This window comes from Thermodesulfovibrionales bacterium (assembly GCA_026417875.1).
In the GTDB taxonomy this organism is placed as follows: Bacteria; Nitrospirota; Thermodesulfovibrionia; order Thermodesulfovibrionales; family CALJEL01; genus CALJEL01.
In genome coordinates this window covers 1-797 of record JAOACK010000119.1, presented here as the reverse complement: position 1 = coordinate 797, position 797 = coordinate 1, and the positions used below count along the sequence as shown (strand labels likewise).

At 42.9% G+C, this 797-nt stretch carries 2 protein-coding genes; both read right to left on the bottom strand.

The window, feature by feature from the left end:
- Positions 1-304 (bottom strand): hypothetical protein (locus tag N2257_10740; GenBank protein ID MCX7794861.1); only part of this gene is annotated, 304 nt, incomplete at its 3' end.
- Between the two features lie 21 nt (positions 305-325).
- Positions 326-661 carry a hypothetical protein gene (locus N2257_10735; protein ID MCX7794860.1) on the bottom strand — a complete coding sequence of 112 codons (336 nt, stop codon included), beginning with the start codon at positions 659-661 and terminating at the stop codon, positions 326-328.
- Positions 662-797 lie beyond the last annotated feature (136 nt).

Genomic DNA, 797 nt, shown 5'->3' with positions numbered 1-797 from the left:
CTACAGGCTTTGGCCTCAGTGCCATGGAGACTGCCTCAATTACATACCCGAGGCTCGTTCCCAGTATGGCTCCTATAACTATACCTGCTGAAAGTGCTGATGCAAGCCCTATAAGTATTCCAACTGCTATCCAGAGCCTCACTATCAATGTCGGCTCAGCTGTGCCAAATAAATGGTTCCAAAGCACCAGGGCTCCATAGCTTCCAAAATAAAACGCTGGCACAAGCCCGAAGATAAAAAACCCTATAGCACCAAGCACTGCTCCAAGCTTTGTTGCCATACTTATGGATTCTCTCTTTGCCATCTTTCATACCTCCTTATTCCTTTATCTGAGGACTATGTCCTCATTCTTAATAACCTCAACTTCCTTCTTAACAGCAGGTCTCCTCACATGGTCCACTACTGTTCCCATAAGCCAGCCAGCTATACTACAGACAGTTACAAATACCACACCTGTTACCACAACCCCAATAAGCATCCATACCCCAACTATCAACCTAGGTATTATGTGAGAGCTTACTGGTGTCCCAAATAATGCTCCCGCTATGTTAAGTCCTATCACTCCTCCAAGAAATGAACCAGGCATTAACCCAAGAATTGCAAAAAGTACTAAACCTGCACCTATTCCTATATAAGTCCCTTTCTTTGCTCCCTCCCTCATCTTTCCTTACCTCCTTTCTTTAAGTCTTAACTAATTCAAAGCATATCCCATGCCATAATATAAGTCATTGATTTCAAAAGATTCATATCAGCCCCACCTTTTCATGCCTGCAAAAATCAAGACTGTAAATTTTCAC

What these genes read in the sequence shown, in the direction of transcription:
- N2257_10735 (MCX7794860.1), bottom strand. Translation starts at nt 661, where the DNA reads ATGAGGGAGGGAGCAAAGAAAGGGACTTATATAGGAATAGGTGCAGGT.